Genomic DNA, 26290 nt, shown 5'->3' on the forward strand with positions numbered 1-26290 from the left:
AGCAAACGCCGGCCCGCAGGCCGGCGCTGTGTCGCCGCGCGGCAGAAGCGCCGCCGGCGGGCGGTTCAGGTTCCCGGCGGCTGCAGCTCGCTTTCGCGCAGGCCGGCCATCGGGTCGCGGCGCACGAGCAGCATGTGGACCTGGCGGGCGTCGGCGCGCAGCACCTCGAAGATCAGGTCGCCGATGCGCACTTTCTCGCCGCGGTGCGGCACGTGGCCGAAGTGGTGCGTGACGAAGCCGCCGATCGTGTCGACTTCCTCGTCGGGGTAATGGGTGCCGAACGCCTCGTTGAATTGTTCGAGCTCGGTGAGCGCCCGCACGCGGTGGCGCCCGTCCGGCGCCGCGATGATGTTGCCGCTTTCCTCGTCGAAGTCGTACTCGTCCTCGATGTCGCCGACGATCTGCTCCAGCACGTCCTCGATCGTGATGAGGCCCGCGACGCCGCCGTATTCGTCGACGACGATCGCAATGTGGTTCCGGTTCACGCGGAAGTCGTGCAGCAGCACGTTCAGCCGCTTCGATTCGGGGATGAACACGGCCGGGCGCAGCATGCCGCGCACGTCGAATTCTTCTTCGGCGTAGTAGCGCAGCAGATCCTTCGCGAGCAGCACGCCGATGACGTTGTCGCGGTTGCCCTCGTACACGGGATAACGGGAGTGCGCCTTTTCCAGCACGAAGGGGATGAAATCGTCCGGACGGTCGGCGATGTTGATCGCGTCCATCTGGGCGCGCGGGATCATGATGTCGCGCGCGCACAGTTCGGAGACCTGGAACACGCCTTCGATCATCGACAGCGAGTCGGCGTCGATGAGATTGCGGGCGTGCGCGTCCTGGAGGATTTCGAGAAGCTCGCTACGCGAGTCGGGCTCGGGCGAGATGAAGTCGGTCAGTCGCTCGAGCAGCGAGCGCTTTTCCTGCGGTTTGTCGGTATGTCGTCGACTGGGATAGGAGTCGTTCATGGTGGTGCGCCTTGATAGCCTGTTGATGGCCGGGCGCGCTGTTGCGGAGCGTTAAGGATACATCATGCCCGTGGCGCGCCTGTGTAACCCAGGTGCGCCGGCCACCCAATCCTAACGCAGATGCTGCGCGGGCGCGTGGTCAATCAATATGGGTTGGGCAAGGCGGGGCGCACGACGGGCGCCGGGGATTGCCGCGCGCGTCAGGCGCAGCGCGCGAGCAGCCGCTCCAGGGCGCGGTCCGGCATGCCGGTCTCGCGCAGCGCGTCCGCGGTGCGCCGCACGTAGTCGAGCGTCGTGCCGTAGCGCCCGCACGCGCAGCCAAGCACCGTGCGCAGGGTGTCGTCGGTGAGCTTGCCGGTGTAGGTGGGCACGTCGCGGCGCATGACGAAGGCGAGGGCTGAAACGCGTCGCCCGTCTTCGAGCGCGCAGGGCAGCCATGCGGGCCGGTAAGAGCCCATCGGCATTTCGCGGTGCCAGAGCGCTTCGAGGTGGGGCATCACGCCCTCGGCGGCGAGGCGGAACGCCACGCCTGCGCACGAGCCCCCGCGATCGAGCGCGAGCACGAGCCCAGGCTGCTCGGGCGTGCCGCGGTTCACGCGGGACCACAAGTAAAGCCCGCGGTGAAACCCGTGCACGCGCGAGCGCACGTTTTCGACGGTGGGAAGTCCCGGGTTCCAGATCAGCGAGCCATAGCCGAAGAGCCACAGGTCGCTCGTGCGGTCCCAGTCCGCAAGCGTGCCGTCGAGCGAGGCGCGCAGTTCGGCTTCGGTGAGCAGGCGCGGTTCGCCCAGCGCCGGCGGGTAGCCGGGGCACGGTGCGGGCGCGGTGCCGCCCGAGGGCGGTTCGGGAATCGGATCGGGGGTCTTCGCGCTCATCTCGTGCAGGCCGGGCAGGGACGCCGGGGCTTATTGGTACGGATCGGGAAAGCCCAGCGAGGTCAGAATTTCGGTCTCGATGCCTTCCATTTCCTCGGCCTCGGCCTCTTCCTCGTGATCGTATCCCTGCGCGTGGAGCGTGCCGTGCACGAGCAGGTGCGCATAGTGCGCGGCCAGCGGCTTGCCCTGCTCGGCGGCTTCCTTTTCGACCACGGGGCAGCAGAGGATCAGGTCGCCGGTGACGGGATCGTCCTCGCTCTCCGCATAGGCGAAGGTCAGCACGTTGGTCGAGTAGTCCTTGCCGCGATAGGTGCGGTTGAGCGTGCGGCCTTCCTCGGCATCGACAAAGCGCACCGTCAGCTCGGCGTCCGCGAAGAGCGCGGACTTCACCCACGCCGCCACGGTCGCGCGCGGCAGCGCCGCCTTGTGCTGCGGGAACGCCTTCGCGGCGGGGAACTGCACGGTCAGTTTGAGTTTCGGTGTGCGGGCCATAAAAGCTCGGGCAGCGCTTGCGGTCACGCGGGCATTCAGCGAGCGTCGCCGTTGCCTTCGTCCTTTTTCGAGTGAGCGTCGTACGCCTCGACAATACGCGCGACGAGCGGATGGCGCACGACGTCGGCACTCGTGAAGCGCGTGAGCGCGATGCCGCGCACGTTCGCGAGCACCTGCTGCGCCTCGATGAGGCCGCTCTTGTGGCCGCGCGGCAGGTCCACCTGGGTGGTGTCGCCGGTCACGACGGCCTTCGAGCCGAAGCCGATACGTGTGAGGAACATCTTCATCTGCTCGGGCGTGGTGTTCTGCGCCTCGTCGAGGATGATGAACGCGTGATTGAGCGTGCGGCCGCGCATGTAGGCGAGCGGCGCGATCTCGATCATCTGCCGTTCGAACATCTTCGCGGTCTTGTCGAAGCCGAGCAGGTCGTAGAGCGCGTCGTACAACGGACGCAGATACGGATCGACCTTCTGCGCGAGGTCGCCCGGCAGGAAGCCGAGACGCTCGCCCGCTTCCACGGCCGGGCGCGTCAGCACGATGCGCTTGACCTGGTCGCGTTCGAGCGCGTCCACGGCGCAGGCCACGGCGAGATAGGTCTTGCCGGTGCCGGCCGGCCCGATGCCGAACGTCACGTCGTGCGAGATGATCTGCTTCAGATACTCGCGCTGCGCGGGCGTGCGGCCGCGCAGGTCGGCGCGGCGCGTGTAGAGCTTCGGGCCGAGTTCTTCGGCGTCCAGGCCATCGCCCGCCGGTTCGTCGAACGGATGATCGGGGTCGCCGCGAAAGCGCGGGTCGATCTCGCCAGCGCCGCCATTGCTGCCATTGCCGCCGTTAGCGCTATTGCGCGCGTCGTTCGCCGGGTTGCCGCGGTGGCGCGTTTCCACCAGCGCGAGCTGGATATCGTCGACGGAAAGCGGGTTGCGCGCCTGGTTGTAGAAGTTCTCGAGAGCGGCGAGCGCGAGCTTCGCGCCGCGGCCGCGAATCGCGATCCGGTGGCCGCGGCGCGAGAGCGTGACGTCGAGCGCCTGTTCGATCTGCCGCAGATTTTCGTCGAGCGGGCCGCAGAGGTTGGCGAGCCGCGCGTTGTCGTCGCGCGGCGCGTTGAATTCGAGTTGCTGTTGCTGATTCTTCAAGGTAGCAGTGAACTCCGGTTCAGGGCTCGCGCCGTTCAGTGCGCAAGCGCCGACGTGTCTTCGTGCGCGAGCACCAGCTCGCCGCGCAGCGAATGCGGATACGCGTGATTGATCTTCACGTCGATCATCTGGCCGATCAGGCGTGCGTGCGAGGCAAGCGGCGCCGGGAAGTTGACGACGCGGTTGTTCTCCGTGCGGCCCGAAAGCTCGCTGGGATCCTTGCGTGACGGACCTTCCACGAGGATGCGCTCGACGCGGCCCACCATCGACTGGCTGATGCGCTGCACGTTCTCTTCGATCGTGGCCTGCAGGTGCTGCAGGCGCTTGAGCTTGACTTCGCGCGGCGTGTCGTCGTGCAGGTTCGCGGCCGGCGTGCCGGGACGCGGGCTGTAGATGAACGAGAAGCTCGTGTCGTAGCTCATCTCTTCGACGAGCGCCATGGTCTTCTGGAAGTCCTCTTCGGTCTCGCCCGGGAAGCCGATGATGATGTCGGTCGAAAGCGAGAGGTCGGGGCGGATTGCGCGCAGCTTGCGGATCACCGACTTGTACTCGAGCACCGTGTAGCCACGCTTCATCGCCATCAGCACGCGGTCGGAGCCGTGCTGCACGGGCAGGTGCAGGTGGCTCACGAGCTTGGGCACCTTGGCGTAGGTGTCGATGAGGCGCTGCGTGAATTCCTTCGGGTGCGAGGTCGTGTAGCGGATGCGCTCGATGCCGGGAATGTCGGCGACGTATTCGATCAGCGCGGCGAAATCGGCGATGTCGGTCGAGCCGACGGTGAGCGCACCCCGGTAAGCGTTCACGTTCTGGCCGAGCAGCGTGACTTCGCGCACGCCCTGGTCGGCGAGGCCGGCGATTTCGGTGAGCACGTCGTCGAGCGGCCGCGACACTTCCTCGCCGCGCGTGTACGGCACGACGCAATAGCTGCAGTACTTGCTGCAGCCTTCCATGATCGAGACGAACGCACTCGGGCCTTCCACGCGCGCGGGCGGCAGATGGTCGAACTTCTCGATCTCGGGGAACGTGATGTCGACCTGCGCGCGGCCGCTCGCGCGGCGCGCGTCGATCATCTGCGGCAGGCGGTGCAGCGTCTGCGGGCCGAACACGAGGTCGACGTACGGCGCGCGCGCAACGATCGCCGCGCCTTCCTGGCTCGCTACGCAGCCGCCCACGCCGATCAGCAGGTTCGGGTTCGCTTCCTTGAGTTCGCGCACGCGGCCGAGGTCGGAGAACACTTTTTCCTGGGCCTTCTCGCGTACCGAGCAGGTGTTGAACAGGATCACGTCCGCGTCTTCGGGCGTGTCGGTTTTCACTAAACCTTCGGCAGCGCCGAGCACGTCGACCATCTTGTCGGAGTCGTACTCGTTCATCTGGCAGCCAAAGGTCTTTACATAAACTTTCTTGGTCATCGGGATTCGCCGTTCGCAGTGGTTGACCTGGGGGCGTCGTCCGGGTGCTGCGGGTCTGGACTACGGTGAAAAAGGGGGCTGAATCGCGCGGCTTGTTTCGGGTTTGCTTCGGCTTCGTGGCGCTTTTGTTTACACGTTCTTTTGGTACGCGTTTTTCGAAGCCGAACCGCGATTCGGTAATCCAACATTATAGCCTTTTGCGCCGTCCGCCCTCGGGCGCCGAAACGGGAGCGCACGGCACGAGCGCATCCAGTTCGTCGGCTACCTGCGCGAAGCGCGCGGTGAGGAAATCGAGTACGACACGCACGCGTGGCGCGACGAAGCGGTTGCGGTGGTAGAGCGCGTGCAGCGGCGCGTCCGGATAGCGCCAGTCGGGCATGAGGATCTTGAGGCGCCCGGCGCGCAGGTCGTCGGCGACGTCCCAAATCGATTTCACCGCGAGGCCATAGCCGCGTAGCGCCCACTGGCGCGCGACGGCGCCGTCGTTGGTCTCGAGCGCCGTTTCCAGCGACACCGTGTGCTGCTGGATGACGTCGCCGCGCGCGAAGCGCCATTCGTTCACGGGACCCGCCGCCGAGCCGATCACGATGCAGTCGTGCTCCACCAGATCGCGCGGCTCGCGCGGTTCGCCGCGCCGCGCGAGGTAGGCGGGCGAGGCGCACAGCACGCGTCGGTTCGGCGCGAGCGGCCGCGCGACCAGCGAGCTGTCCTGCGGCGTGCCGAACCGGATCGCGAGGTCGATGTCCTCCTGCACGAGATTCGCGAGCGAGTCGGTGAGCATCAGCGCGAAACGCACTTCGGGGTATTGCTGGCGGAATTCGTCGAGCCACTGCATCAGCAGATTGCGGCCGAAGTCGGAAGTCGCCGAAATCCTCACCTTCCCGCGCACGACGTTCTGGCCCTCCTGAAGCGCGGCCTTGGCGTCGTCGAGCGAGCGCAGCGCCTGCTCGCTGCAGTTCAGGTAAAGACGGCCTTCGTCGGTGAGGCGCAACTGGCGCGTGGTGCGGTCGAAGAGGCGCGCGTGCAGGCCGGCTTCGAGGCGCGCAAGTCGCGCGCTCGCCGCCGCGGGCGTGAGGCCCAGCTTGCGCCCCGCCGCCGAAAGGCTGCCGAGCCGCGCCGCTTCGACGAAAAGCCGGATGTCGCCCAGATTGTCCATCGCCGCGATTTTCAGATTACGTTTGAAAATGATTCAAATGCTACGCCAATTATCAAATTGATGCGGCGCAGCGACAATGCCTGAACGTTTCTGGAGTCTGCGATGCCCATTCCCCTGCTTGCGCTGGCGATCAGCGCTTTTGCCATCGGCACCACCGAGTTTCTGATCATGGGCCTGTTGCCCGAGGTCGCGCACGACCTTGCGGTGTCGATTCCCGCTGCCGGTCTCCTCGTGACCGGTTATGCGCTCGGCGTCGCCGCGGGCGCGCCGCTGCTCGCCGTGCTGACGAGCCGTATGCCGCGCAAGCTCGCCCTGCAACTGCTGATGGGCATCTTCATTGTCGGCAACGTGCTGTGCGCGGTGGCCACGAACTATCCGCTGCTGATGGTCGCGCGCGTCGTCACCTCGTTTGCGCACGGGTCGTTCTTCGGCATCGGCGCCGTGGTGGCCGCCTCGCTCGTGAGCGCCGAAAAGCGCGCAAGCGCGATCGCGCTGATGTTCACGGGCCTCACGCTGGCGACCGTGCTGGGCGTGCCGTTCGGCACGGCCATCGGCCAGCAGTTCGGCTGGCGCGTGGCTTTCTGGATCGTCAGTGCGCTCGGCGTGATTTCGCTCGCGGGCGTGAGCGCGCTCGTGCCGAACCATCACGACAGCGCACCGGCCGGGCTCGGCCATGAAGTGCGCGTGCTGCGCGATCCGCAGGTCTGGATGGCGCTCGGCATGACGGTGCTCGGCTTCGGCGGCGTGTTCGTGGTGTTCACCTATATCGCGCCGATCCTCGAGCAGGTGAGCGGCTTCTCGCCGCGCGGCGTCACGCTGATGCTCGTGCTGTTCGGCCTCGGACTCACGCTCGGCAATACGCTGGGAGGCAAACTTGCCGACCGCGCGCTGATGCCCTCGCTGATGGGCATCCTCGTGCTGCTGGTCCTCGTCATGGCCGTGTTCACGAAGACGAGCCACGCGAGCCTGCCCGCCGCCATCACCGTGTTCGTCTGGGGTGTTGCCGCGTTCGCGACCGTGCCGCCGCTGCAGATGCGCGTGGTGGCGAAGGCCGCGGCGGCGCCGAATCTCGCCTCGACGCTCAACATCGGCGCCTTCAACGTCGGCAATGCGATGGGCGCGTGGCTTGGCGGGCTGGCGATCGCGCACGGCGTCGCGCTCGATTCGCTGCCGTGGGTGGCCGCCGCGGTGTCGGTGGCTGCGTTGCTGCTGACGGGATGCGCGGCGCGGCTCGACGGCCGCGCCGCGGCGGTGCGCAACGCGCGTGTCGCGGTGGGGCAGGATGCCTGCTGAGCGGCGGTGCACCGGTGCGGCCGGACTGCGCCGGTACCGCCGCTCGCGCGGCTAGGACTGCACGTCGCCGAATTCCCCGCGCACGCCTGCTTCGACGAGCGCGGGCAGCTCTTCCATCCGTTCGATGATCCGGTTGATGCCCATTTCCCGCAGCACGTCCGCATAGCCCGCGGGAATGTGGCTCGCGCCGACGAACGCGATCGTTTTCATGCCGGCGGCTCGCGCTGCGTTCAGGCCTGAGATGCTGTCCTCGACGACGACGCAGCGCGCCGGCTCGACGCCGAGCGCCTGGGCGGCATGCAGATAGACGTCCGGATAAGGCTTGGGCCGCGCGACCTGTTCGGCGCTGAACACGCGTTCGCCGAAGATCGCATCGAGCGCCGCGCGGTGCACCGACGCCCTCACGCGCGCGAGGCGGCTGTTCGACACCACGGCGGCCGGCAGCGCGATCTGGCGCAGGGCATCGCGCACGCCGTTGATCGGGCACAGCGATTCGGCGAGCGCGATCTCGATGTTGTGGTCGATGGTATCGAGGAAGTCGCCGGGCATCGTGAGCTGAAAGCGCGCCGCGACATCGTCGAGAAAGCGCGACGTCTGCTGGCCGAAAGCCGACTTCACGACGGGGTGGAAATCGACGCCGGGAAAGGTGCGGCTCAGCGTTTCGAACAGCACGCGATCGGCAATGACTTCGCTGTCGACGAGCACGCCGTCGCAGTCGCAAATAAGGTGGTCGATCATGCGTCAGAGAGCGGGCAAAACGGCGGACTGCCGGCAACGCGGCGGGTCCGGGTGGGCGGAGGGCTGAAAGCATCATGATACGTGTTTTTATGTCCATCGCCCGAACGGCCAGGAGGCCGGGCAGCGCGCGCGATGCGACAATAGGCCAATCGAGCGTGACAGACGAGTCGTTCAACCGAAGAGAGGAGAAGACATGCGTGGACTGGCGATGATCGGCGCGGCGGCATTGCTGGCGGGATGTGCAAGCACGCCGGCGCCCCAGGGCGGCGGATTTGGCGGACCGTCCTTCGCCGCCTTGCAGCAGATGTGCGGCGGCCAGCCGGTCGACTTCGGCGCCGACACTCAGGCGGTCTACGCCGCGACCTTCGACGCCTATGTCGCCAACCGCCGCGGCAAGCTTTCACAGGAGCAGTACTGCGGCTTCCAGGCGGCGCTCGCGCAGCATTACAACGCGCTTGGCACGAGCCACGATCCCGATGCGCGCAATCAGTGGGTGGCGTATCTCAACCAGCAGCGGGCCGCGGCCATTAGCTGGCGCGCAGCGGTGGACCCCACCTTGCGCGCGGGCTGAAGGCCGGGCAACGTGTCGGGCAGAGCTATCGGGGGTACTACCGCGGAACGCCCCGGGCAACGCGGCTGGAAAAAGTGGTCACGCGGGCATGAAGCGCGCGGGTCCGCGTGACCATGCACTGCAGGCGCGTTCGTCTGAAGCCGTGCGCCTGCATCGGGGATGGATTCGACGAAGCGGTTCTGCGGATGCTTCCCGCGCTCCGCCCCAGCCGAAAACTTTGACAGGTCAGTGGGAGAGCGCCTTGTACGCGGCGCCCGCTCGCCTAGGAACACCGTTTGATGGCTCGCAGCGCGGTGTCGCCGCTTTCGGTGAGTCGCCATTGCTGGCGGCCCGAGGCCAGTCGTTCCAGTTGAACCAGTTGTCGCTCGAGCAAGGCGTCCAGCTCTTCTCGTTCCATGTCGATCTGATTAGGCGCGTCCTTCACTAGAAGCAGGGTGGCGAATTCATGCGGACTCAGCATCGTTCTCTCCGTGTTACCGCATTAGAGGTCGCCGCGGTGAGCCACTAGGGCGGTCTGGCGACAGAATGCGGTGGGTGTGAGCGAAAGCCTGCAACCGCGCGGATCGTTTGCTGGACACATCAGCCAGCGTCTGTGGCCAAAACGGCGCCCAGAGCGGTAGCCAAACGGCATCCAGCCCGGGATCGGCGGCGGGGAACTGGAGTGTAGTCAAAGGGGCTGCGTTGTACAAACCACGCCCCGAAAATTTTCCGTTTGACATTCACCCCGTCGAGCAGCGGGTTGTGCGAGCGGGCAAATCCTTGATTTCACTTCAAGTTTACGTCGCGGTGCCACAATGCGCGGCGGATCGAGCGTTTGCGCGAACCCTGGGCCGATGCCCGGAATTTCCCGGCGTCGGGCCGGATCCGTGCGCCGGGTTCGCTTAATGCGTCCCGCAGGGCAAAGTGCCTGCCCGTCACTGCCGACCGGCGGCTCCGGTGGGGACCGTTCAAGGCGTCTTTTTCCGGAACTGGACCTGCCGGGAGCGGTCTGTGCTCTTTGACTGCAACCTGGCGAAACAACAGCTAAGATGGATCACAGATGGCTGGTACCTTCCACCGCGCAGGAAGGCCGGTGCAGGTCGCACGCTGCGCCGCGCGCTGCGCGGATACGGATACCGCTTTGGGAGTACAAGACAATGCATAACGACATTGAGCTTCGCCACGTGATGCCCTGGCGCATCGAAGACATTGACCTTACACGCATTGATCGTCAGCGCGCTGCGGTCAACGAAGACCTGATGTTGCTGCTGTGTGCCTCGTCGTTCATCGAGAGCGGCTCGGACCTGTACACCAGCAATCTGAGCGTGTTCTTCAATGGCGACCCAGAGGTCTCGGAATGGCTCAACACCGAGTGGGAGCCCGAGGAGCTTCAGCACGGCCGCGCGCTGAAGACCTACATCCAGTACGTGTGGCCCGAGTTCGACTGGGATACCGCGTTTCACAACTTCTTTACGGAATATTCGAAGACCTGCTCGTTCGAGGAGTTCGAGAAGACGCGCGGGCTCGAAATGGTGGCGCGCTGCGTGGTCGAAACGGGGACGGCCACGCTATACCGTGCGATCGGCGAATGCTCGGACGAGCCGGTGCTCAAGGAGATCACCGACAACATTCGTTCCGACGAAGTGCGCCACTACAAGCACTTCTTCCGCTACTTCAAGAAGTACAACCAGATTGAAGGCCAGGGCCGGCTGGCGGTGCTCGGCGCGTTGCTGCGCCGGGTGATGGAGATCAAGAACGAGGATTCGGAGATCGCGCTGCGTCACGTGTTCGCAATACGTTATCCGGATCGCGTGAACGACCCCGCTTACAACCGCGAACTGACTGCGCGCGTGAACCGGCTGGTGCGGCACAATCTTTCTGCAGACATGTGCGTGAAGATGTTGCTCAAGCCGCTCGATATTCCTGCGCGGATTCAGCCCAGCGTGCACTATCCGCTCGCCAAGATCACGCAGCACGTGTTCTTCCGCTAGGCAGGCGCGCTGCGCGTCGCAGGCAAAAGGCCCGCCGGATGTTCGGCGGGCCTTTCTGTTATGCGAAGACTTTCTCGCGCAGTCTGTAAAACGAAGTCGACGACGGTCGGCCGGGGCCTGGCCAACCGTCGCGTAACGCGTAACGGATCAACGGTCGTGGGTGCCGCGGCCGTTGCGGCGCGCGTCGCCGCCGGGCCGGCCGCTCAGCAGCGCGCCGGGATTCGACTGCGCCTTGCGTTGCGGGCGAGCTGCGGCGCCTTCATGTGATGCACCGCGCGTGCGGTCGTGGTCACGTGCGCCTTCGCGGCGCGTGTGTTCCGCACGCGACGCACCCGCGCCTTGCCCCTTTACAGGCCGTGCGCCACCCGCGGGCTTCGATGCACGCTGCTGTGCACCGTTGCCGTTGCCGTCGGCGTTCCGGTTGCCGCCAGGCTGACCGTTGCGATTACCGCCGCGATTGCCCGAGCCATTGCCGCCGTTGCGAGACTCGCCCCGCCCATCGTCGCGCGCCTGGGCGGGCTTGGCCTTGCTGCCGCCCGCGTTGCCGCGTGCCTGACCCTGACCCGAACCTTGCGCCTGGCGCGGCGCGCGTGCGCCGCCGCCCTGGCTGCGCCGCTGGATCGGCTCGGGCCGGGCGTTCGGGTCCGGCTCGAAGCCGGGAATCACTTCCTGCGGGACGGCGCGCTTGATGAGCTTCTCGATGTCCTTGAGCAACTGGTGCTCGTCGACGCATACGAGCGATACGGCTTCGCCCGTCGCTCCTGCGCGTCCCGTGCGGCCGATGCGGTGCACGTAGTCCTCGGGCACGTTCGGCAGGTCGAAGTTGACGACGTGCGGCAACTGGTCGATGTCGATGCCGCGCGCCGCGATGTCGGTTGCGACCAGCACCTGCAGCGTGCCGTCCTTGAACTCGGCAAGCGCGCGCGTGCGTGCGGACTGGCTCTTGTTGCCGTGAATCGCGAGCGCACTGATATCGTCCTTCGTGAGCTGCTCGGCGAGACGGTTCGCACCATGCTTCGTGCGCGTGAACACGAGTACCTGGAACCAGTTGTGCTGGCGGATCAGGTGCGTGAGCAGTTCGCGCTTGCGGTCGCGATCGACGGGATAAACCTTCTGCGCCACGGTCTCCGCCGTGGTGTTGCGCCGCGCGACTTCGATGAGCGCGGGCGAATCGAGCAGGCTGTCGGCGAGCGCCTTGATCTCGTCGGCGAAGGTGGCCGAGAAGAGCAGGTTCTGGCGCTTCGGCGGCAGCTTGGCGAGCACGCGCTTGATATCGTGGATGAAGCCCATGTCGAGCATGCGGTCGGCTTCGTCCAGCACGAGGATTTCGAGCTGGGAGAGGTCGATCGTCTTCTGCTGCATGTGATCGAGCAGGCGCCCCGGCGTGGCGACAACGATGTCCACGCCGCGCTTCAAGGCGTCGATCTGCGGATTGATGCCGACGCCGCCGAACATCACCGTGGAGCGCAGCTTCAGGTACTTGCCGTAGGCACGCACGCTTTCTTCCACCTGCGCGGCGAGTTCGCGCGTGGGCGTGAGGATCAGTGCGCGGACCACGCGCCTGGCCGTTGCCGCAGGCGGCATTTCCGAGAGGCGCTGGAGGATCGGCAGCGTGAAGCCGGCGGTCTTGCCGGTGCCCGTCTGGGCGCCGGCAAGCAGGTCGCCGCCGTTCAGCACGGCGGGGATGGCTTGCAGCTGGATGGGCGTGGGCGTCGTATAGCCCAGTTCGTTGACAGCGCGGACTAGCGGTTCGGACAAGCCGAGAGAATCAAAGGACATAAACACTCTTTCTTGTTGCGATGGCGCGAACGGCGCAGCGCGGCGCGCTTGCGCGCGGCTGCGAGGAGCCCTTGGGGCTCCGGCCTTTTCACGTTACGAAAACGGTGCGCCAGTGCGCGCGCCGTCTGGACGGCGGGTTATCGAGACCCGCCGGCTGGCGTTAAGTTGCATCGTGTGGCCGCGGACACTGCGGCGGCCATGCGATGGCTTCGCTAATGATGCGTCACGCGACGTAGCGCGCGACGCTGACGAATTGACAGACGCTCCCGGCCAGTACGAACAGATGCCAGATACCGTGTCCGTGCCGGATGCGTTCGTCGTTGACGAAAAAATAAATGCCGACGCTATAGATGATGCCGCCGGCCAGGAGCCAGGCCGTGCCCGCAGCCGCCAAGGCTTCGAGCAACGGGCGCACCGCGACTACCGCGAGCCAGCCCATGACCACATACAGGATCATCGAAACGAGGCGCGTGCGCCGGCCGAGCGTGAGTTCCTGCACGATGCCCAGAACGGCCAGTCCCCAGCTCACGCCGAACAGCGACCAGCCCCACGGCCCGCGCAACGTCACGAGCGTGAACGGAGTATAGCTGCCCGCGATCAGCAGGTAGATGGCGGAATGATCGCATTTCTGCAGAAATGCCTTCAGACGCGGACCGCGCACGCCATGATACAGCGTTGAAATCGTGTACAAGGCGCAAAGCATGGCGCCATAAACGCTGAAGCTCACGACCTTGTACGCGTCGTGATGGAGCGCCCCTATCGTCACGAGCGACACGAGGCCCGCCACCGACAACATTGCGCCCACGAGGTGAGTAATGCTGTTAAGACGCTCACCGGCGTGCATACCAACTCCTTCTTCTTCTACCTGCCCCGGCACCGCGCGCGACGCGCCGCGGGCCGGGCCCGCGAGCCTGCTGCAACCTTCCGGATCCCAATAGCGAAGGGCGCAGCCTGCGATGTTCAGCAGGCTGCGCCCCCTCAGGCAGACGCAACTATAGCAGTAACGGCTTGCGCGCGACCGCAGGCGGCGCCTAGTCGAGCGGCGCGGAGCGCAGATCGGCCACCTGTTGCGGCGACACCGGCTTGCCCTTGTTGCCCCAGGACATGCGGATGAAGGTCACGACGGCCGCGACTTCCTGGTTCGATAGCGCCTGGGCAAACGGCGGCATGCCGTAGGGCCGCGGATTGCGCTCGGTGCTCGGCGGATAGCCGCCATTGAGCACCATGCGGATCGGGTTCACGGCCGAAATCATCTGGATCGACTGGTTGTTCGCGAGCGGCGGGAAGTTCGGCGGCATGCCGAGGCCATTCTCCGCGTGACACTTTGCGCAATTGTCGTGATAGATCTTCTGGCCCTGCTGCTGCAGCTCGCCGCCGAAAGCCTCCGACGTCTCCATCTGCATCGTCTCGGGCGCTTCCTTCTTCTGCGGGATGGTCTTGAGGTACGTGGCCATCGCCTTGATGTCGTCGTCCGAGAGGTACTGCAGGCTGTTGTGGATCACGTCGGCCATCGGGCCGAACACGGCGCCGCGCTGCGAGACGCCCGTCTTCAGGAGGCTCGAGATCTCCGTGATGTCCCAGTTGCCGAGGCCGCCTTCGCTCGACGTCAGCGACGGCGCGTACCAGTTCTGCAGCGGGATCAGGCCGCCCGCGAAGGCCGCCGAGTTGACCGGCCCGCCCACCGCGTTGATCGAGGTGTGGCACATGCTGCAGTGGCCGAGGCCTTCCACCAGATAAGCGCCGCGGTTCCATTCGACCGATTGGCTCGGGTCGGGCTTGTACTCGCCCTCATGGAAGAACAGCGTGCGCCAGCCGATCAGCAGGTTGCGATTGTTGAACGGGAACTTCAGCTCGTGCGGGCGGCTTGCCACGTGCACGGGCGCCACCGAGCGCAGATAGGCGTAGATCGCGTCCGCATCGGCGCGCGTGACCTTCGTGTAGCTCGCGAACGGGAACGCCGGATAGAGCAGGCTGCCGTCTTTCGAGCGGCCCGTGTGCATGGCGCGGTAGAAGTCGTCGGCGCTCCACTTGCCGATGCCGTACTGGTCGTCGGGCGTGATGTTGGGCGTGTAGAGCGTGCCGAACGGCGTGGCCATCGGCAGGCCGCCCGCGAAGAGCTTGCCGCCGCGCACCGTGTGGCAGGCGACGCAGTCGCCGGCGCGCGCCAGGTACTCGCCGCGCTTGATGAGATCGGCATCTCCGGTCTGGTCGGCGGGCGTTGCCGCGAGGGCCGCGCCGTCGTGCAGATAGCGGCTGCCGGACCACAGCGCCGGCACGAGCACCGCGGCGGCGGCCGCGATCACGGCGGAGAGTGCGAACAGGGACTTGCGGTTCATATGGCTGTCTCCCCCGGCGCCTTATTGCGGTTCGCTGCCGCAGGCAAGCGGCGTTTTCAACGAGTTCGCCGGTGCCGGCACGGGATTCTGCGGAGCGGGCTGGGTCGAGAGCCAGCCCGCGACCGCGTTCACGTCGTCGTCGCTGAGTCGCGTGGCGATCTCGTGCATGCAGTCCGGCGTTTTGGCGTGGCGCGAACCCGAGCGCCAGGCGCCGATCTGCGCGCTGATGTAGTCCGCATGCAAGCCGACGAGCCCGGGGATCGCCGGCTCCATCCCGGTCAGTTTCGCGCCGTGGCAGGCCACGCAGGCCGGGACTTCCTTTGCCGGGTCGCCGTGCAGGACGATGTCACGTCCGCGCGCGAGCGTGCTGCTTCCCATCGTCGGCTGCGAGGGCGGCGGATAAGGCGGCCGCTGCTGCGAGAAGTACGTGGCGATCTCGTGCAGATAGTCGTCGGAGAGATAGGTGACGAGGTAGTTCATCGGAGGGTACTTGCGGCGCCCCTCGCGAAAGTTCATCAACTGGTTGTACAGGTACTCGGCCGGTTTGCCGGCGAGACGGGGGAAGTAGTCGTTGTCGGTGCCCTGGCCGTGCGTGCCGTGGCAGGCAGTGCAGCCCTGCACGCGCGCTGCGATCGTGTCGGGGGCTTTGGGCTGCGGGGTCGCCTGCGCGTGCGCGGCGGTCAGGAAGCCGGTCGTCCCGATGAGCAGTACGGCTCCCAGCGGCGCAACGAGCGGAATGAGCGGTCGGAGGATACGTCTTGGGGACACGCGTAACTCCATCTTTTATCGTGAACCTGAACCAGGCTTCGAGGAGCCCGGGTTTTAGGCTGCGCGCGATGAAAAACAGAAGACCGTGCGCGCTGCGGTGACGCAGCGATTCTATCATTGCGACCTGATAGCGACTATTTGACGCACCCGCCAGTCGGCCCTGCGACGAGGCTTCCCGATGTGTTCGCGGCAAATCGACACGCTTTCGTCGGTATCATTCTGCACCCAATGACCGATCCGTGGTGCGGGTTTGTTCACACTGCGCTTGAGGGGACCTGTCGCTGGCGGTCAGGTTCGCCTTCTCGCGACCGTCGCTGCATGCCGAGGTCTCGTCCCCGATTGAACCGATTGGCGCGGTATCTATCGAATGAGGCCCGCCTCTCGGATAGCGCCTGCGAGAGGGTCACGCCACGGCCTGACGGTTTCGCGCAGTTTTGTTTTCATGTTGTTTCCCTGCCACTGCTCTCGATGACTCTAATTGCTCTTTCCTTTTCGATGCGGCATGCCCGCAAGGCCATCGTTTCCTTGCCCGCTTCCTGCGCGGTGCGCCGGGAGGAGCGGGTCCGATGAAAGCTGACTGGCTCTGGATCGGGCAGGTCGCGATGGCCGCCCTCGTCAACGTCTCGTATGCGTTCGCGCTCGGCTCGGCGCTCTATGGCGCGTGGCTCGGCAAGGACGGCAGCAGTCCCGTCTCGCCCGCCCGCGCGGCATGGCTGCGCGCGCAACGCTCGCAGCGCGTGTCGGCTCTCGTGCTCGTGATCGCGCTTCTCATGTGGCTGCTTTACGAAAGCGCGTCGATCAGCGGCGAACCGTTGCCTTCGGCCTTCGGCGTGGTCTCGACGGTGCTCACGCAGACGCACGTGGGGCAGGCGTGGAGCGTTGCGTTCGGCGGCGCTCTGCTGCTCTTCGTGACCGTGTTCGCTGCGGGCGGTGCCCTGCGCGACGGCGTGCTATGGATTGTGCTCATCGTGATCGCGGGTGGCCGCGCCGCGCTTGGCCATGCCGCCGACGCCGGCTTTGCCTCGGCCGCGCTCGGCTTGCACACGTTGCACGTGTTGAGCGCAAGCGCGTGGAGCGGCGTGGTCATGGCCGGTGGACTCGCGGTGCTGCCGGCGCTCGGCGCCTCGACGGCGCGCGGCATGTTGATCCGCACGTCGGCGCAGGTGTCGAACGTGGCGCTCTTCGCTGTCGGGATCGTGTTGGCGACGGGCGTGTTCAACGCCCTGCGCGGCACGGGCGGTTCGTTTGCCGCGCTCACCGGAAGCTCGTGGGGCCACGTGCTGCTGCTCAAGCTGAGCCTCGTGACACTCGCGCTCGTGCTGGGCGGCTACAACCGGATCGTCGCCATGCCGGAGTTGCGCCGCTCGGCATCGACTGCCGCCGCGCACCGCTTCGTGAACGTGATCCACCTGGAAGCGATCGTCATGATCGGCGTGCTCGTGGCCGCGGCCGTGCTGGCGCGCAGCGTGCCGGGCTATGTGTTGCAGGGCTGATACGCGTGCCGGCAGACCCGGTGCGCCGCGGCCTCACTCGTAGCCGAGCCGGTGGCTGAGGATGGGCGCGAAGAAGAGGGCGATGGCGCAGCCGATAGCCTTGCCTTCGAGCCCGGCGAGAGCGAGCTCCGAAGACGGATGCGCGAGCAGGTCGAAGAGTTGCGGTGCGCACCACAGTACCGCGAAGCCGATGAAGGCGTGCTCGACCGAGAGGATGCGCCAGCCGCGCGTGCAGGCCATGGCCGCCGCGATCACGCGCAGGATCCCGAAGGCGACCAGCGCGCCGACGGCGGCCTGTTCGCGAATCAGATAGTCGGGGAGCATCGCTTCCATGGGTATCCCTGCGATTTGTAGTGGGTCTCGCAGGAGATTCAGCAAGGAGCAGGCCAGTCGTGCGGCGGACCTGTCGCGCGATGCGGCGCGGTGTGGCACGCAGGGGTAGCGGGCCTTGTGTGGCGGGCGTTTGCATGGCCCTGGCCGCGTTCTGCTTATGTGCGTAAACGACATTCGCCGCATGCGCCCGGGGGCGTCATGCGGCGAATCGTGTTCGATGCGGCCTCAAACGTTACGGCGGTGAAACGCGCCGCGTGAGTTGCGTCACGTAACGTGCATAGTGCGGCACGCGAGCCCCGGGTAGCGACTGCGTTCCCACAATGATCCGACGCTTACCACTCGGCGACGCTGCCGTCTGCGTGGCGCCACACAGGATTGCGCCAGCGGTGGCCGGTCTTTGCCATCTCGCGCACCTTCTCCTCGTTCACCTCGATGCCGAGGCCCGGTCCTTGCGGAATCGACACGAAGCCGTCTTCGTACTCGAAGACCTCGGGATTGCGGATGTAGTCGAGCAGATCGTTGCCCTTGTTGTAGTGGATGCCGAGGCTCTGCTCCTGGATGAACGCGTTGTAGCTCACGGCGTCGATCTGCAGACAGGTGGCGAGTGCGATCGGGCCGAGCGGGCAGTGCAGCGCGAGCGCGACATCGTAGGCCTCGGCCATCGCGGCGATCTTGCGGCATTCGGTGATGCCGCCGGCATGCGAGGCGTCCGGCTGGATGATATCCACGTAACCGCCCGCGAGAATGTGCTTGAAATCCCAGCGCGAGTAGAGCCGCTCGCCGAGCGCGATGGGCGTGCTCGTCTGGTTGACGATGTCGCGCAGCGCCTCCACGTTCTCCGAAAGCACGGGCTCTTCGATGAACATCAGCTTGTACGGATCGAGTTCCTTCGCGAGCACCTTGGCCATCGGCTTGTGCACGCGGCCATGGAAGTCCACGCCAATGCCCACGTTCGGGCCCACGGCCTCGCGCACGGCCGCGACATTGTCGATGACGCCTTGAACCTTGTCGAAGGTGTCGATGATCTGCAGCTCCTCCGAGCCGTTCATCTTGATCGCCTTGAAGCCGCGCTCGACCACGGCGCGCGCGTTGTTCGCGACGTCGCTCGGACGGTCGCCGCCGATCCACGAGTAGACCTTGATCTTGTCGCGCACCTGGCCGCCCAGCAGCGCGTGCACGGGCACGCCATGATGCTTGCCCTTGATGTCCCATAACGCCTGATCGACGCCCGCGATGGCGCTCATCGAAATCGGGCCGCCGCGATAGAAGCCGGCGCGGTACATGACCTGCCAGTGGTCTTCGATGAGCAGCGGATCCTTGCCGATCAGATAGTCGGCGAGCTCATGCACGGCGGCTTCGACCGTATGCGCGCGGCCTTCGACGATGGGTTCGCCCCAGCCGACGATGCCTTCATCCGTCTCGATCTTGAGAAAGAGCCAGCGGGGCGGGACGACGAAGGTTTCGAGCCTGGTGATTTTCATGGCGGGGTCTCCGGAATAGGGTGGCGGCGCGCGGAGCGGCACGTCCTGAGGAGCACATGCTAATGGATAAATCGCCTTTTAGTGCTATTAATAGTATTATTTACGAGGGCTTCCCACTATCTGGAGAACGGCGATTCAGCGCGACCTGCATGGCACGGTGGCTTTCGAACTCGGCAGTGCGATCCTGCGCGGCGATTACGTGCCGGGTGAGGTGCTGCCGCGCGAAGCCGAACTCATGGAGACCTTCGACGTCAGCCGTACCGTGCTGCGCGAGGCGCTGCGCACGCTCACCTCGAAGGGGTTCGTGGAATCGCGCCCACGCGTCGGTACGCGGGTGCGCACGCGCGATGCCTGGAACCTCCTCGATGCGGACGTGCTCGACTGGTACGCGCGCGTTGCGCCGCCGCTCGCGTTCGCGCTCAAGCTGCAGGAGATGCGCGAGATGATCGAGCCTTACGCGGCGGGGCTTGCCGCGAGCGCGCACGAGGCGGATACGCTGGCCGCGATCGGCGATGCGCATGCTGCGATGGCGAGCGCGCGCAACATGGACGAGTGGGTGCGTGCCGATCTGCGGTTTCATCTCGCGGTGCTGGCGGCGTGCCGCAACGAACTGCTGGTGCCGCTCGGCGCGTTGATTGCGCGCACGCTGGAAGGCCAGTTGCGCGTGAACGCAAAACGCGCCGATGTGTTTAATGCGGCGCTGCCTGAGCACACGACCGTGTTCGAAGCCATTGCGCGGCGTGATGGGGCTACCGCGACATCTGCGATGGCGGGGCTTTTGCGCATGACGCGGGAGCGTATCGAACGTTGACGGACGGTGGTGTGCATCGATTCTGATGCGTGCGGCGTTGCTGGTCGACTAGGTCGTTCGAAGTGCGAAGCAAGCCGGACTGAGATGTGAACGAGGCGGGTTCCGGCGGCTGAGGCGCTTGTCTGGTAAGCGTGCGCAGCGACCGCCAGACTTCCTTTTTGCCAGCGATGGCGGCGAGGTGAGGCAGCAGGACGATGCGGAAATGGAAGACACCGTAGGACGTGCGGCGCAGCCGCGACGGCAGGTGTAAAGGCATGGTGGCGAACTCACGGTGGAGACGCGTCCTGGAGACGTTTTTCACCCGCCAGAATGGGAAAACCCCTGATTTCACGAGGAAAATCAGGGGTTTCTTTGATGCTGGTGGCGAATCAGGGATACGCAGGGTGCGATCGTAAATCCTTGATCCAGCTCGCTTTTATATCGGATGGTAAATCGTGTCGCAGGTTGGAGATGCGCCAGCGGTACCACCTCACGATAAGGCTGAGGCGGAGGTTACCACGGTTTCAGGGGCCGAAACGTGTAACATCGCGGATTCCAGCCTTTCGGCCTACCGGAGACCGTTTTTGACTACAAAAGCAGAAATCGACAGGGACGCCTTCAACCCCAATCCTGATCTGCCGTTCTCGCTTCGAATCAGCGACTTTGAGCACGCGATGCAGGACATCTATGATTTTTTCTACGATGTGAACACGCTGCTGTCCGCAAAGGGGCTGCATCGGTTGGACGACATGATGCGACCGGCGGCGATGTCGGGTTTGATCTCCGACATGATCACCGCATCCTTGGCGAAGTTTTCACGTTCCCTGGTCGAAAACAAGCATTTCAACGGACATCCAGATTTGATCCTCCGGGCGCGCTACGCAAACGATGCAGTTGCGTCGGGCACTGAGGGGGTTGAGATCAAGAGCACGCGGAAGGCGGGAGGGGCCGTAGATACCCACGGTGCACGCGCGCAGTGGATGTGTGTGTTTGTCTACGAGGTGGATTCCACCACCGAGCCTGCGTCTGAGCGGCGGCCGATGCGTTTCACAGAGGTCTATCTGGCCCAGGTGGTCGAGTCTGATTTCCGTAGCAACTCGCGCGGGGCATTGGGCACCAGAACCGCGACACTGGACAAGCACGGTGTCCAGAAGTTGCGGGCCGGGTGGGTCTACAAAGTAGCGCAGTAGACGGCTAGAACAGGTCCGGCTGCGCGTTCTTTGCGGGAAGTGCTGCGAGTTTCGGTACAGCTTCGGTCGCTAGGTCGAAGAACTGTTGATCCAGTTCGACACCGCAACTGTCGTAGCCGACCGCGTTGGCGGCAGCCAGCGTTGATCCGGCCCCCATAAATGGATCCAGAACAGTGCCCTCACCGAGCGGCAGCACTGCGCGGACCACCTGGCGCATGAACGCTTGCGGTTTCAGTGAAGGGTGCGGCGCGATTTTTTTCTCGCTGGCAGGCGTTGGATGTGACTTTATCAAGTCACCAAAAGGCCGTTCTGCTGTCGGGCGGCGGAATCCTCCTGTCCCCCATTGGCGGAGATTGTCCTGGACGCGGCCGTCAAGGGGCGCGCGCAGTACCACCCAAGGCTCCCATTGCGACCGGGGCATGACAGAGACGCTGTCGAACTCGACGTGCGCGTTCTTGGGGCGATCGCCGCCTCGCATGGTCATCACTTGGCGGGCGATGTAGCCGCGTAGCTCCAGCCCGGCCTGCCCCATCGCTTCGGCCACAATGTGGGCGAGCAACGGGTTCGACGCGATGACGACATTGGCCCCAGGCACCACGACCTTTGCGATCAGGGTGCCAAAACGCTTGAAGAAGGCGTGAAGCGCTTGCCTGTCTGCTTCGTTCAATACCGTGAAGCGGGGGAGAGGCGCGCGCTGGTGGCCATCAAACGACGGAGGAATACGCCAGATTCCCCCCTTGTTGCCGGCTCGTAGTTTTGCAGTTTCTTTGGCCGTGTATTCAACCAAGCCATAGGGGGGGTCTGTTACGACCGCCTGAATGGACCGGGGTTTTTGGCTTGCGAGCCAGTCAAAGCAGTCGTCCTGGTAGAGCTTCGCCTTACCGATGGTCAGGGCCTTCCCTTCGGCTTTGGTGTGGTGTTCAAGGAGTGTTGAGCTCTGCAAGCGGTAACGTCCACGACCTACACGCTCAAACGTCTCGGGCGTATTGAGGCTGAGGTATGACCTGACCGATGAGGTCGGCACGGTTCCAACCGTTCTGGTTACCGCCGCAATAATCTCGCTTGTTGATGCGTCCCCCCCGACCATTGCGAGGTAGTCAACGATGGAATCACGGATTACGCCTGGTGCCAACGACATGAGATTTTGGTGGTGTGCGGTGTATGGCCGAGGAGCGTAGCATTTTGACGTCTAGACGTCAAACGAAGTGAGCACCTTACCCGCAGTTGGATGGCGAGGCGAAACAGCCCGCAGGGCTGCGTCTCTGGAGGAAGGGATTCCCGGTCGGCATGGCAGGCTCTGGCGGTAGGTGATGCTTTCAACCTGCAACGCCAGGGGCTGCCGTCAAATCCCGGCCTGACGGCAGTGGTGCATCGGCTATTCTGCGCCGTCCTGGAGGATCGCCGCCAGTTCGGTAGCGGTCCGTACCACCAGCGCCCGCTGCCGAACCGGCAGGCGCGCGATGGCGGCGGTCAGACTGGCGGCCTGGTCCTGCGGTCGGTCGGACACGTCGCGCAGCAGGTCCAGCAACGACACGTCCAGGGCTTCCGCCAACGTGGACAGTCGCCCCAGCGATGGCGACACGAACCCGGTTTCTAGCCGGGACACGCTTTCCTTTTCGATCCCAAGCCGTTCGGCCAGTTGGTCTTGGGTGAGGCGCAGGGCCTTCCGTCGAGCGGCCAGACGTGCGCCGACCTGCCGCGCCAGTTCCCGGTCTCGCTGCTTGGCCTGATCTTCCACCATGACACCCCACATCATTCGATGACACGAAGTGTTGTTGTCTTTCCGTCCCTATTGAATGATCCAACTTGCAACTATTGATTTATAGTGAAACTTTCAACGTGGTTTTACATCTGGGAGATCGTGAAGATGGCGCAGGCTTTGTATGACGTCGAGCAGATCGACAATGGAGCGAAACGGTTCACGGTGCGGCCGTTGCCGCTCAACGGGGCATGGGAAAAGATCCAGTTGGCCATCGCGGCCGTCATCTTGGCCGGTCTGTTCATCGGCCTGGCGAGCGCGAACGTCGTGCTGGCCGTGGTGCTGGTCGGCGGTACCGCGTTGCTTTGCGTCTCGCTGCGCAGCATGAAACTGAAAGGGGCGAATCGCGGCCGACGCCTGACGCAGTTCACGGCAGGCCCGGCGGGGATCACGCTGGACAACGGCACTGCCCTGGCGCGCGCGGACCTCGAACGCATCTATATCACGGCCCCTGCTGCCGGTGAGACCGTGGTTTATTCCGGGATCGGCTCGGGCGGCACTTACACGGGCGTCAGCAGCACCGGCGGTGTCGGGAAGGGCATCGCGGCCCGGTCGTGGCAGGTCGTAGTGCAGGCGCGGGGCGTCGAGCATTGGCTCGGCGGTGGCCTGACCCAGCCTATGGCCAGTTCCTTGTCGGTACAAGTGGAACGCGCACTGAACGGCCAGTGAGCGGTCCCGCTCATCAAGACCAACAAGCCGTATAACAAACAAGGTGTTGCCATGAACAACAAAAAACGAATTTTGATGCTCGGGACGCTGGCCGCCGCTGCCGCAGTGCTCGCCGGATGCAGCAGCGGGCCGTCGAAAGGGGACCTGAAAGACGGACTGGCGCAGTTCTTCAAGGACAAACCACAGACGGTCTGCTGGAACATCGAGAACAGCGCGGCGGTGCAGTGGCCGATCCAGATCCCGTCGGAGGGCATGACGAAAGAACAGGTCGGCATCCTGGACGGGCTGAACCGTGAGGGCATTGCGACCGTACAACTCGGACTGGTCCAGCAAGGCTTCATGAACGTCTCGGCGTTCACCATCAACCTCACGGACAAAGGGCGATCCGCTGGCGCATGGGACCCGCAGAAGGGCTTCTGCGTCGGGACGAAGACCGTCGATGAGGTGACCGAGTTCACGGTCCCGAACAAGGACAACGCCGGCATGTCCGATGTGAAGTTCACCTGGAAGATCGACGACGTACCGTCCTGGGTCGAGCGCGACAAGTTCCCGAAGTTGCCGGGGATGACCGCATCCGTGAACGATGAAGCGATGATGGCAAAAACGAACAACGGCTGGCGCGTGCAGTGATGAACCTGACCCGCCGCCGGTCGGCATGGGTGGGCAGCGCTCTGGCTCTGCCCACCCATGTCCGAGCGTGCGGGGCCGGTTCAGCGCGTCAAGGACAGGCCCCTGCGGGGTCGCTGCGCGCTCCTTGACCCGCTGCCCCGTCCGGGCGGGGTCTACCGCTTCCAGGGCAGTTTTGGCCCGCGTGGTGGCGTCAGCCCGGGCGTTGGGAGCCGGCGCGCTAGCGCTCCGAGGTTTGGAACCCGCGGGGCGGTCGCCTGGGCGGCCGTCGCGCGGGCAGCCTCGCGCACGTCGGCCTTCTGCTGGAACGTAACGGGCACGCTCCGCACCGCGCGCTCCGCCCGCGCCCCGAAGCGGCGACCGCCACGGGCGTGCGCAGCGCGCCCGTAACTCATGAGGCTGCGCGTGCTCGTGTGCCCCATGAACGTTGCCGCTCCGGCTGCCGTCTCCGGCTTGCGGATGGCTTCCCGTTTCAGTTCGCTGGCGACCGCGTGGCGAAACGAGTAGATCGACAGGCCCGAGGGCTTCAGCGCGCGGTTCAGGCTCCGGTGATCGGCGTCGGTCATCGACACCATAGCCTTGCCGCCGCGCTCACGAACGACCGCCGCAAGCCCGTTTGCGGCGGTGTTATCGACCGGTACCACCAGCGTGCGCCAGGCTTGGCCGCGTTCGGCGTTGACCTTCACGCCCTTGACCCGCGCGGCGAGGAACGGGCGGCCGCTCTGCGGATCGGCCGCCAGGGACAGTTCGATGCCGCGCTTCAGTTCGGCGGGCCGGACGCCGAACAGCGCCAGCACGGCGACCCGCTCGGCGTGGCGCTCAGCAACCTTCACGCCGTGATGCCCTGCCGTCAGCAGGGCCGCGACCGCCAGCGACGGGGCCGGGGCGATCGTGTCGCGCTTCGACTTCGACACGATCGGATCCCCGGCTTTTCGCATGGCGTCCGCCTTGTCCTTCCACGTTTTCCGGTCCGGCTGGCGAAACTGTACGTCCATCTCCACCGCCAGTTTCCAGGCTTCCAGCGTCAGGCGTTGCGCCTGTTCCAGGTGGCCGGCGCGGCGCGCGCGCTCCGATGCAGCCCGGAGCGCGCGCACGTCGGTTTCCATGCAGTAGTGCGACGCGGTCCGCAGCAGGTCGTAGTGCTGTCGTGTCCGCGCTCTGTCCAGTGCGGTGATGCCTTCGGCGCGCAGCCGTTCGTATTCGCGGCGATACTTCGCTGCGGTGGTCGATGAGACCTTGCGCTGTTCCTCGTCGCGCAGTATGTTGCGCGTCTGCTGGTCGGCGTGCAGGGTCCAGGGCTTCGTATCGCGTTCTGCAGCTTGTCGTGCGCTGGCTTCTCGATCACGCAGAACGTGCGTGATCGAGTGTCCCCAGATGGTCGCTTGGGCGTCAATCCGGGGACCGCACAGCCGGCTCTCGCCGTCTGTGCTCGGATCGCTGCTCTCGCATCGATCCGGCGCGTGTTTGCTCCCGCAACCACGCGCGCGGTCTTCGCTGACGCTACGACCTGTGAAACCGGGAAGCTTCCTTCCCGATTTCACCTCATTGTTGGACGGTTCAAACCCGTCCAACAATGAGAACGGCGTGGGTTTTGCGCTGCGGGGCATGTTTCGGGCCTGCTGATCGGCGTGGCTACCTCTCCAGGATGGCAGGTCCGCGCGATTCCACAACCCGGCCCCGTTCCGGGGCCGCCCGTGGCGGGCTGGTCGGTGGGCTGGTTTTACGGCGCGTGCGTTACTGATTGACCGTCAACCCCCATCGCTCGATGGCGACCCGTACCGCCTGGTCCGCGATCATTCCGGCCGAGATTGGCTCGACCCGGTGCAAGGCGGCAATGTAGGCCCGAAACCATAGGTCCAGAAGATCCGGGAAGGTGGTACCGCTGGGCGCGTCGGTGGTCGGCATGGCTGGCTCCGGTGGTGGTCCAGCCATCCAAGCAGTCGGCAAAGAAAAAGCAAGGCCCCCTGTTTGACAGGGGGCCGTGGTCTGCTACCGTGGGGCTGCGGTTCCGCGATGTTGGAAGCATCGGGAACTGGATTGAGTAGTGACAGCGACGAAACTACGCACCCAAACTTCGGCCCCGCAGCACCATCCTAGCGAACCCGAAGCCCAGGTCAAGTTCTGCCACTCAACCATCCAGCCCCGACCGCCCGACAGCGCAGAACCGCCGGAGATCGTGCAAGGACGCCGGGTAACCAATCCCGGGCTTGTCGAGTGGTACCGGCCTCGCCCATCATTGGATCAGCGACACCCGGAGACTGGCATCTTGAACCGCACATCATGCGTGCGATCCGGCCCAGCAATGCTTCGTCCCACTGGGGCGCGGGGAGTGCTCAATCTGGCCCCGCTCGTGTGTCCCTGACGGCTCGGCGTTGCAACGGGTAAGGCGTGATGAGCGGGGAAGTGCCCGGCGACGGCCGGGCCACGGTGCACAACGCCAACAGAGAGGCGCCACCTTCGCGGTGGTGG

General features: G+C 65.3%; 26 protein-coding genes. 8 read left to right on the forward strand and 18 right to left on the reverse strand.

Annotated features, from left to right (window positions below; genetic code table 11):
- Nucleotides 1-65: 65 nt before the first annotated feature.
- From V8683_RS26240 to V8683_RS26265, 6 genes are all read right to left on the reverse strand, one after another.
- A complete protein-coding gene (locus V8683_RS26240) occupies nucleotides 66-959 on the reverse strand; it encodes an HlyC/CorC family transporter (protein ID WP_411188529.1) in 894 nt (297 codons plus the stop codon).
- A gap of 200 nt (nucleotides 960-1159) precedes the next feature.
- Nucleotides 1160-1834: a gamma-glutamylcyclotransferase gene (locus V8683_RS26245; RefSeq protein WP_411188530.1), complete on the reverse strand. Its 675-nt coding sequence runs from the start codon at nucleotides 1832-1834 to the stop codon at nucleotides 1160-1162.
- Between the two features lie 30 nt (nucleotides 1835-1864).
- Nucleotides 1865-2326 (reverse strand): rRNA maturation RNase YbeY, encoded by a 462-nt coding sequence (gene ybeY, locus V8683_RS26250; RefSeq protein WP_411188531.1) that lies wholly within the window; start codon nucleotides 2324-2326, stop codon nucleotides 1865-1867.
- Between the two features lie 35 nt (nucleotides 2327-2361).
- Nucleotides 2362-3459, reverse strand: a complete 1098-nt coding sequence (locus V8683_RS26255) for a PhoH family protein (protein WP_411188532.1) — start codon at nucleotides 3457-3459, stop codon at nucleotides 2362-2364.
- Nucleotides 3460-3494: 35 nt separating this feature from the next.
- The gene (gene miaB / locus V8683_RS26260) at nucleotides 3495-4868 is read right to left on the reverse strand and encodes a tRNA (N6-isopentenyl adenosine(37)-C2)-methylthiotransferase MiaB (protein ID WP_411188533.1); all 1374 of its coding nucleotides are present in this window, start codon (nucleotides 4866-4868) and stop codon (nucleotides 3495-3497) included.
- A 187-nt stretch (nucleotides 4869-5055) separates the two neighbouring features.
- Nucleotides 5056-6024 carry a LysR family transcriptional regulator gene (locus V8683_RS26265; RefSeq protein WP_411188534.1) on the reverse strand — a complete coding sequence of 323 codons (969 nt, stop codon included), beginning with the start codon at nucleotides 6022-6024 and terminating at the stop codon, nucleotides 5056-5058.
- A 102-nt stretch (nucleotides 6025-6126) separates the two neighbouring features.
- Between V8683_RS26265 and V8683_RS26270 the strand changes: the two genes are divergently transcribed.
- The gene (locus tag V8683_RS26270; protein ID WP_411188535.1) at nucleotides 6127-7317 is read left to right on the forward strand and encodes an MFS transporter; all 1191 of its coding nucleotides are present in this window, start codon (nucleotides 6127-6129) and stop codon (nucleotides 7315-7317) included.
- Nucleotides 7318-7368: 51 nt separating this feature from the next.
- Here V8683_RS26270 and V8683_RS26275 read toward each other — a convergent pair whose 3' ends face one another.
- A complete protein-coding gene (locus tag V8683_RS26275; protein ID WP_411188536.1) occupies nucleotides 7369-8055 on the reverse strand; it encodes an HAD family hydrolase in 687 nt (228 codons plus the stop codon).
- 193 nt (nucleotides 8056-8248) lie between these two features.
- Between V8683_RS26275 and V8683_RS26280 the strand changes: the two genes are divergently transcribed.
- Complete coding sequence (locus tag V8683_RS26280; RefSeq protein WP_411188537.1) at nucleotides 8249-8626, forward strand: hypothetical protein; 378 nt, start codon at nucleotides 8249-8251, stop codon at nucleotides 8624-8626.
- Nucleotides 8627-8888: 262 nt separating this feature from the next.
- Here the strand turns inward: V8683_RS26280 and V8683_RS26285 are convergent, their stop codons facing one another.
- Nucleotides 8889-9086, reverse strand: a complete 198-nt coding sequence (locus V8683_RS26285) for a hypothetical protein (RefSeq protein ID WP_027794297.1) — start codon at nucleotides 9084-9086, stop codon at nucleotides 8889-8891.
- 676 nt (nucleotides 9087-9762) lie between these two features.
- Between V8683_RS26285 and V8683_RS26290 the strand changes: the two genes are divergently transcribed.
- Nucleotides 9763-10596 carry a ferritin-like domain-containing protein gene (locus tag V8683_RS26290; protein ID WP_411188538.1) on the forward strand — a complete coding sequence of 278 codons (834 nt, stop codon included), beginning with the start codon at nucleotides 9763-9765 and terminating at the stop codon, nucleotides 10594-10596.
- 147 nt (nucleotides 10597-10743) lie between these two features.
- Here the strand turns inward: V8683_RS26290 and V8683_RS26295 are convergent, their stop codons facing one another.
- The 4 genes from V8683_RS26295 to V8683_RS26310 form a co-directional block, all read right to left on the reverse strand.
- Complete coding sequence (locus V8683_RS26295; protein WP_411188539.1) at nucleotides 10744-12375, reverse strand: DEAD/DEAH box helicase; 1632 nt, start codon at nucleotides 12373-12375, stop codon at nucleotides 10744-10746.
- 223 nt (nucleotides 12376-12598) lie between these two features.
- Entirely contained in the window at nucleotides 12599-13219 is a 621-nt protein-coding gene (gene trhA, locus V8683_RS26300; RefSeq protein WP_411188540.1) for a PAQR family membrane homeostasis protein TrhA, read from the reverse strand.
- 187 nt (nucleotides 13220-13406) lie between these two features.
- Nucleotides 13407-14711, reverse strand: a complete 1305-nt coding sequence (locus V8683_RS26305) for a c-type cytochrome (protein ID WP_411188541.1) — start codon at nucleotides 14709-14711, stop codon at nucleotides 13407-13409.
- Nucleotides 14712-14732: 21 nt separating this feature from the next.
- The gene (locus V8683_RS26310) at nucleotides 14733-15491 is read right to left on the reverse strand and encodes a c-type cytochrome (protein WP_411188542.1); all 759 of its coding nucleotides are present in this window, start codon (nucleotides 15489-15491) and stop codon (nucleotides 14733-14735) included.
- A 554-nt stretch (nucleotides 15492-16045) separates the two neighbouring features.
- Here V8683_RS26310 and V8683_RS26315 point away from each other — a divergent pair.
- Nucleotides 16046-16972: a CopD family protein gene (locus V8683_RS26315; RefSeq protein ID WP_411188543.1), complete on the forward strand. Its 927-nt coding sequence runs from the start codon at nucleotides 16046-16048 to the stop codon at nucleotides 16970-16972.
- A gap of 33 nt (nucleotides 16973-17005) precedes the next feature.
- Here the strand turns inward: V8683_RS26315 and V8683_RS26320 are convergent, their stop codons facing one another.
- Nucleotides 17006-17305 (reverse strand): hypothetical protein, encoded by a 300-nt coding sequence (locus tag V8683_RS26320; protein WP_411188544.1) that lies wholly within the window; start codon nucleotides 17303-17305, stop codon nucleotides 17006-17008.
- A 332-nt stretch (nucleotides 17306-17637) separates the two neighbouring features.
- Nucleotides 17638-18786: a galactonate dehydratase gene (dgoD, locus tag V8683_RS26325; protein WP_411188545.1), complete on the reverse strand. Its 1149-nt coding sequence runs from the start codon at nucleotides 18784-18786 to the stop codon at nucleotides 17638-17640.
- Nucleotides 18787-18904: 118 nt separating this feature from the next.
- Between dgoD and V8683_RS26330 the strand changes: the two genes are divergently transcribed.
- Both V8683_RS26330 and V8683_RS26335 read left to right on the forward strand, forming a co-directional pair.
- Nucleotides 18905-19597 carry a FadR/GntR family transcriptional regulator gene (locus tag V8683_RS26330; protein WP_411190498.1) on the forward strand — a complete coding sequence of 231 codons (693 nt, stop codon included), beginning with the start codon at nucleotides 18905-18907 and terminating at the stop codon, nucleotides 19595-19597.
- A gap of 563 nt (nucleotides 19598-20160) precedes the next feature.
- Nucleotides 20161-20766, forward strand: a complete 606-nt coding sequence (locus tag V8683_RS26335) for a hypothetical protein (protein ID WP_039571081.1) — start codon at nucleotides 20161-20163, stop codon at nucleotides 20764-20766.
- 4 nt (nucleotides 20767-20770) lie between these two features.
- Here V8683_RS26335 and V8683_RS26340 read toward each other — a convergent pair whose 3' ends face one another.
- Complete coding sequence (locus V8683_RS26340) at nucleotides 20771-21904, reverse strand: DNA-methyltransferase (RefSeq protein WP_175926769.1); 1134 nt, start codon at nucleotides 21902-21904, stop codon at nucleotides 20771-20773.
- 237 nt (nucleotides 21905-22141) lie between these two features.
- Nucleotides 22142-22507 carry a helix-turn-helix domain-containing protein gene (locus V8683_RS26345; RefSeq protein ID WP_039571161.1) on the reverse strand — a complete coding sequence of 122 codons (366 nt, stop codon included), beginning with the start codon at nucleotides 22505-22507 and terminating at the stop codon, nucleotides 22142-22144.
- 84 nt (nucleotides 22508-22591) lie between these two features.
- Here V8683_RS26345 and V8683_RS26350 point away from each other — a divergent pair, with 84 nt between their 5' ends.
- Both V8683_RS26350 and V8683_RS26355 read left to right on the forward strand, forming a co-directional pair.
- The gene (locus V8683_RS26350) at nucleotides 22592-23194 is read left to right on the forward strand and encodes a hypothetical protein (protein ID WP_111442062.1); all 603 of its coding nucleotides are present in this window, start codon (nucleotides 22592-22594) and stop codon (nucleotides 23192-23194) included.
- 51 nt (nucleotides 23195-23245) lie between these two features.
- Nucleotides 23246-23824, forward strand: coding sequence for a hypothetical protein (locus V8683_RS26355; RefSeq protein ID WP_111966237.1), 579 nt, complete (start codon nucleotides 23246-23248; stop codon nucleotides 23822-23824).
- A gap of 152 nt (nucleotides 23825-23976) precedes the next feature.
- On the opposite strand, the gene V8683_RS26360 is transcribed toward V8683_RS26355, so the two are convergent.
- Entirely contained in the window at nucleotides 23977-25428 is a 1452-nt protein-coding gene (locus V8683_RS26360) for a hypothetical protein (RefSeq protein WP_134163158.1), read from the reverse strand.
- 127 nt (nucleotides 25429-25555) lie between these two features.
- The gene (locus V8683_RS26365) at nucleotides 25556-25726 is read right to left on the reverse strand and encodes a hypothetical protein (RefSeq protein WP_166677920.1); all 171 of its coding nucleotides are present in this window, start codon (nucleotides 25724-25726) and stop codon (nucleotides 25556-25558) included.
- Nucleotides 25727-26290 lie beyond the last annotated feature (564 nt).

It is taken from the genome of Paraburkholderia sp. AV2, assembly GCF_054968425.1.

Coding starts and splice junctions, on each gene's coding strand:
- V8683_RS26310 (WP_411188542.1), bottom strand. CDS start 15,491: ATGGAGTTACGCGTGTCCCCAAGACGTATCCTCCGACCGCTCATTCCG.
- V8683_RS26340 (WP_175926769.1), bottom strand. CDS start 21,904: ATGTCGTTGGCACCAGGCGTAATCCGTGATTCCATCGTTGACTACCTC.
- V8683_RS26295 (WP_411188539.1), bottom strand. CDS start 12,375: ATGTCCTTTGATTCTCTCGGCTTGTCCGAACCGCTAGTCCGCGCTGTC.
- dgoD (WP_411188545.1), bottom strand. CDS start 18,786: ATGAAAATCACCAGGCTCGAAACCTTCGTCGTCCCGCCCCGCTGGCTC.
- V8683_RS26355 (WP_111966237.1), top strand. CDS start 23,246: ATGAACAACAAAAAACGAATTTTGATGCTCGGGACGCTGGCCGCCGCT.
- trhA (WP_411188540.1), bottom strand. CDS start 13,219: ATGCACGCCGGTGAGCGTCTTAACAGCATTACTCACCTCGTGGGCGCA.
- V8683_RS26345 (WP_039571161.1), bottom strand. CDS start 22,507: ATGGTGGAAGATCAGGCCAAGCAGCGAGACCGGGAACTGGCGCGGCAG.
- V8683_RS26270 (WP_411188535.1), top strand. CDS start 6,127: ATGCCCATTCCCCTGCTTGCGCTGGCGATCAGCGCTTTTGCCATCGGC.
- miaB (WP_411188533.1), bottom strand. CDS start 4,868: ATGACCAAGAAAGTTTATGTAAAGACCTTTGGCTGCCAGATGAACGAG.
- V8683_RS26320 (WP_411188544.1), bottom strand. CDS start 17,305: ATGGAAGCGATGCTCCCCGACTATCTGATTCGCGAACAGGCCGCCGTC.
- V8683_RS26280 (WP_411188537.1), top strand. CDS start 8,249: ATGCGTGGACTGGCGATGATCGGCGCGGCGGCATTGCTGGCGGGATGT.
- V8683_RS26305 (WP_411188541.1), bottom strand. CDS start 14,711: ATGAACCGCAAGTCCCTGTTCGCACTCTCCGCCGTGATCGCGGCCGCC.
- V8683_RS26285 (WP_027794297.1), bottom strand. CDS start 9,086: ATGCTGAGTCCGCATGAATTCGCCACCCTGCTTCTAGTGAAGGACGCG.
- V8683_RS26245 (WP_411188530.1), bottom strand. CDS start 1,834: ATGAGCGCGAAGACCCCCGATCCGATTCCCGAACCGCCCTCGGGCGGC.
- V8683_RS26365 (WP_166677920.1), bottom strand. CDS start 25,726: ATGCCGACCACCGACGCGCCCAGCGGTACCACCTTCCCGGATCTTCTG.
- V8683_RS26275 (WP_411188536.1), bottom strand. CDS start 8,055: ATGATCGACCACCTTATTTGCGACTGCGACGGCGTGCTCGTCGACAGC.
- V8683_RS26360 (WP_134163158.1), bottom strand. CDS start 25,428: ATGCCCCGCAGCGCAAAACCCACGCCGTTCTCATTGTTGGACGGGTTT.
- V8683_RS26265 (WP_411188534.1), bottom strand. CDS start 6,024: ATGGACAATCTGGGCGACATCCGGCTTTTCGTCGAAGCGGCGCGGCTC.
- ybeY (WP_411188531.1), bottom strand. CDS start 2,326: ATGGCCCGCACACCGAAACTCAAACTGACCGTGCAGTTCCCCGCCGCG.
- V8683_RS26290 (WP_411188538.1), top strand. CDS start 9,763: ATGCATAACGACATTGAGCTTCGCCACGTGATGCCCTGGCGCATCGAA.
- V8683_RS26315 (WP_411188543.1), top strand. CDS start 16,046: ATGAAAGCTGACTGGCTCTGGATCGGGCAGGTCGCGATGGCCGCCCTC.
- V8683_RS26240 (WP_411188529.1), bottom strand. CDS start 959: ATGAACGACTCCTATCCCAGTCGACGACATACCGACAAACCGCAGGAA.